Below are 3,525 nucleotides of genomic sequence, written 5' to 3' on the forward strand. Positions count from 1 at the left end.
TCTGTGAACAGTTCATTGACCCGACTGCGCAGCCGAAGCCGCTCAACATCCGGAGTCCGGCGCCTGAGATGCTGGGCGTAGTAACACGAGCGAGTGGCTTCAAACAACTTGCACAGCCAATCAACCGGCTCGCGGACGCTCAGTTGGTCAATCAGTGCGAACGCTCGTGATCTTCTGACATCAAGAGCGCGGTAGCCTTTTTCAGGATGGATTTCTCTCGCTCGAGTCGAGCGATACGAGCTTCCAGCTCCTGGATTTACTGTTGTTCCGGGGTCAGCGCTTTACTTTGCGGAGTAACGCCTTTGCACTCCTGCCGAACCTGGTTGACTCAGCGGCGTAGTGCCGACTCACCGACGCCGAGTGAACGACTGGCTTCGATGAAACTGTAGCTTTGCTTGAGCACGAGGTCGGCAGCCTCGCGCTTGATTTCAGCGGAAAAAACACGGCGTTGTTTGGTCATCTGACACCTAGATCTGGCGAGCATTCTCGCCTAAATGGGTGTCCGGCTTCATTAGACCACTACATCATATACGGTAGAAACATCGAGTCGTACAGCATTGAGCCATGGTTTCTCAAATACGTCAGGGTGCAGCAGAGCTCGGCCACTGGGGCTGCCGAACCCTCTTCGGATCGCAGTGGTATCAAGCCGTTTAACAGTGTCCGCTCTGACCAACGCTCTCTCACGCCTACAGCTCAACCATTGTTGCCTTCTTCGCCTCATCCAGTATCCATTGAGCAAACGCTCGTATTGGCTCTCTGCTCAGTCCAATAGGCTCGGGGAGGATGAGGCTGAAGGTTTTGGAGATTGTTTTCCCATCTGGCCACGGAGCAGCCAACCGACCTTGCGCAAGTTCGGTTTCAATGTAGAAACGCGGTACCAAAGCAACGCCAAGACCGGCCAAAGCAGCCTCGATCAACATTGCATGAAGATCATAACGCGCACCAATTGCAGGATTGGTCAGTGCGATTCCAGTCTCCTCGGCGTAGCGTTGCCACGCATCAGGGTTCTGTCGTCGATGCAGTCGCGGCAGGATATCCAGTGCAATTGCCATTTTGACGTCCTTCAGAAGTTMGGGATGGCAAACCGGAACCAGCACCTCATTCAACAGAGGGTGCGTCCGCATTCCTGTCCATGCCGGATGCTCGAAATGGATTGCAGCATCGAACCCGCTTCCGGCGAGGACGAAGGGTTCCGTACGCTCGGCAAGGTGCACTGAGATGTTCGGATGCTTCTGCCGAAATTGTGGCAAACGTGGAATGAGCCACCGCATTGCGAAAGTCGGGACGGTGGCGATGTCGAGACTCGCGCCATCGCTCGGCTGTCCCATCAGGTATTGGCTATCCCGATTCAACCGATCAAGCGACTCCCGAACCTGGGCTGCGTAGCGCTCCCCGTTAGGCAGGAGTCGGACGCGATTTCCGATTCGCTCGAACAGCGTGACACCGAGGAATGCTTCCAGTCGGCCAATCTGACGACTGATGGCCCCTTCGGTGACAGATAGTTCGTCCGCCGCGCGCGCGAAGCTGCCATGACGGGCGGCAGCCTCGAATGCCATCAGTGCAGTGTTGCTGGGGATCTTTCGGCGCATGAGTGTTCCTGATTCAGGGCGAGGTACCCAAGCCATCTTGATATTTTATCAATGAAGGTTACCAAAAAATCGTTTTATACGCCGCGATACAAGTCATACCGTGACAGGATATCAACAAGCGAAGCCGGGCGCATGAGACTCCCGGCCAGGAGTAATCTGATGATCTATACAGTGGAATGCACCTTCGCCGATCCAGCCAGCGAAGCAGAGTGGAATCATTTTTACAGCTTGGAAAAACTGCCCGCGCTCATTTCAGTGAGCGGATTCCATACATCGCAGCGTTTCAAAGCAGTGAGCGCCGGTTGCCCTGTTTACCTTGCCGTTCATTCAATCGACAATCTAGACGTTCTTCAGGGAGATGAATATCGTCAGAAAGGCGGTGGAAACTTCGCGCGCTGGCAACAGCACATCACCGATTGGCATCGCAATCTTTATAGTGGTCTTGACCGTGCTCCTGCCATCGGTGCAGACGAATATCTGGTGGTGAGCGCAACCGGCCCCGACCCGCTCATCAGGATGGGCCTCACGCCTTATCAGATTCAAGCAGTAGCATTGGAGAAGTTTCCGGAGCATCGATGGCTGGCGAAGCTCGATCGTCCCATCGAATCCGGCGTGGAATATTTGCCGGAGGACGTCCACCTCTATGTGCCGATGACAGAGCAATTGACGAGCAGCGGTGACGCCACATCCGAAGTATCACGGTAGAGCAGAAATGCCCAATGTCACGATTTTTATCCCTGCGCAAAAGATGCCGCCAGATGAAGCGCTTGCGGAACTCACGGCGCACTGCATGTTGGCGCTGATTGAAAACTGAGCCGCCTCGATCAAAGAAGCGCTCGTGACTGGCAGTCTCATTTCATCGGCGATGACACCCACTCGGGAAGGATACAGACGACTGCTACCCGAGGCAGAAGCCGTATGCGGTAGTTCCGCACGTACGGATCTGTGCGGGGTGGCAGGTAACTGCCATCCCTACCGCGACCGATGCAGCGACAGCTTGTCACGAAAATACATGCGCCGAATTTTGCCCATCATTTCCATGCTGATCAGCCGGTGTTCTTCTGCTCAAAAATTGAGCAGAAACAGTTGAACACCTGGGGGCAGTTTTGGGTCAGCGGCAACATACACACTTTCTCTGGCCTTTTAAGCGGTAAGCTAGGCCTTTGCTTACGTACTCTAAGCCCCTTACGCCAACCTGATGATTAAATATGCTTGACTGGGATAGCCTGCGCTTTTTCTCTGCCTTTGCTCGTGAAGGATCCCTGGCTGGTGCCGCACGTTCACTAGGAGTGGAGCACGCAACCGTAGCTCGCAGGATCGCGGCCCTCGAAGCATCTCTGAACATGAAGCTAGTGGATCGAAGAGGCCGTGTTTACCAGCTAACTGAAGACGGGGTCAGGGTAAACGAATATGCCACGCAGATGGAGATCGCGTCATTTGCGCTTCAGCGATTCGTTGACCGCGAGGAAAGTCGCATTGAGGGTGAGGTGATCTTGTCTGCACCTCCTGCATACCTCGGGACTCTGGTAGCTCGGCGACTCGGGGCGTTACGCGAACGTCATCCCCGGTTGCAACTGAGGCTCGTTGGCGCCAAGTCCATCGCGTCGTTGGAGAGGAAAGAAACCGATATTKCCATTACCTTCAGCAGGCCGGAAGAACAGAGCGTTGTTGCCAAAAGCCTGGGCTTTTTGCGCTTCTTCCCTTACGCAAGTCAGGATTACATCACTCAACGAAAACCTGACAAGTATGAGTTTATAGGCTACGACCGGAGCATGGGCGATTCGATACAGCAACGATGGCTCTTAGATCGCCTGGAAGGGAGACCGCTTTCCGTTACCAGCAATGATCTGCGCATCCAGGCATTAGCCGCCGTAGGGAACGCAGGCATCGTTTTCCTCCCGGATTTTTTAGGGAAAGAATATCGGCTGGCAAGAGT

At 54.5% G+C, this 3,525-nt stretch carries 3 protein-coding genes and 1 pseudogene; 2 read left to right on the forward strand and 2 right to left on the reverse strand.

Annotated features, from left to right (window positions below; translation table 11 throughout):
- Together AC1DH9_RS25200 and AC1DH9_RS25205 are read right to left on the reverse strand one after the other, a co-directional pair.
- Positions 1-460, reverse strand: a pseudogene (locus AC1DH9_RS25200) (transposase); the annotation flags it as partial.
- A 226-nt stretch (positions 461-686) separates the two neighbouring features.
- Positions 687-1,589, reverse strand: a complete 903-nt coding sequence (locus tag AC1DH9_RS25205; RefSeq protein ID WP_477808991.1) for a LysR substrate-binding domain-containing protein — start codon at positions 1,587-1,589, stop codon at positions 687-689.
- Positions 1,590-1,748: 159 nt separating this feature from the next.
- Between AC1DH9_RS25205 and AC1DH9_RS25210 the strand changes: the two genes are divergently transcribed.
- Positions 1,749-2,294, forward strand: a complete 546-nt coding sequence (locus tag AC1DH9_RS25210; RefSeq protein ID WP_427536745.1) for a sugar ABC transporter — start codon at positions 1,749-1,751, stop codon at positions 2,292-2,294.
- A gap of 503 nt (positions 2,295-2,797) precedes the next feature.
- On the forward strand, positions 2,798-3,525 hold a 728-nt coding region (locus AC1DH9_RS25215), incomplete at its 3' end, for a LysR family transcriptional regulator (protein ID WP_477808992.1).

This window comes from Pseudomonas sp. 05T35 (assembly GCF_056396605.1).

What these genes read in the sequence shown, in the direction of transcription:
- AC1DH9_RS25210 (WP_427536745.1), top strand. Translation starts at nt 1,749, where the DNA reads ATGATCTATACAGTGGAATGCACCTTCGCCGATCCAGCCAGCGAAGCA.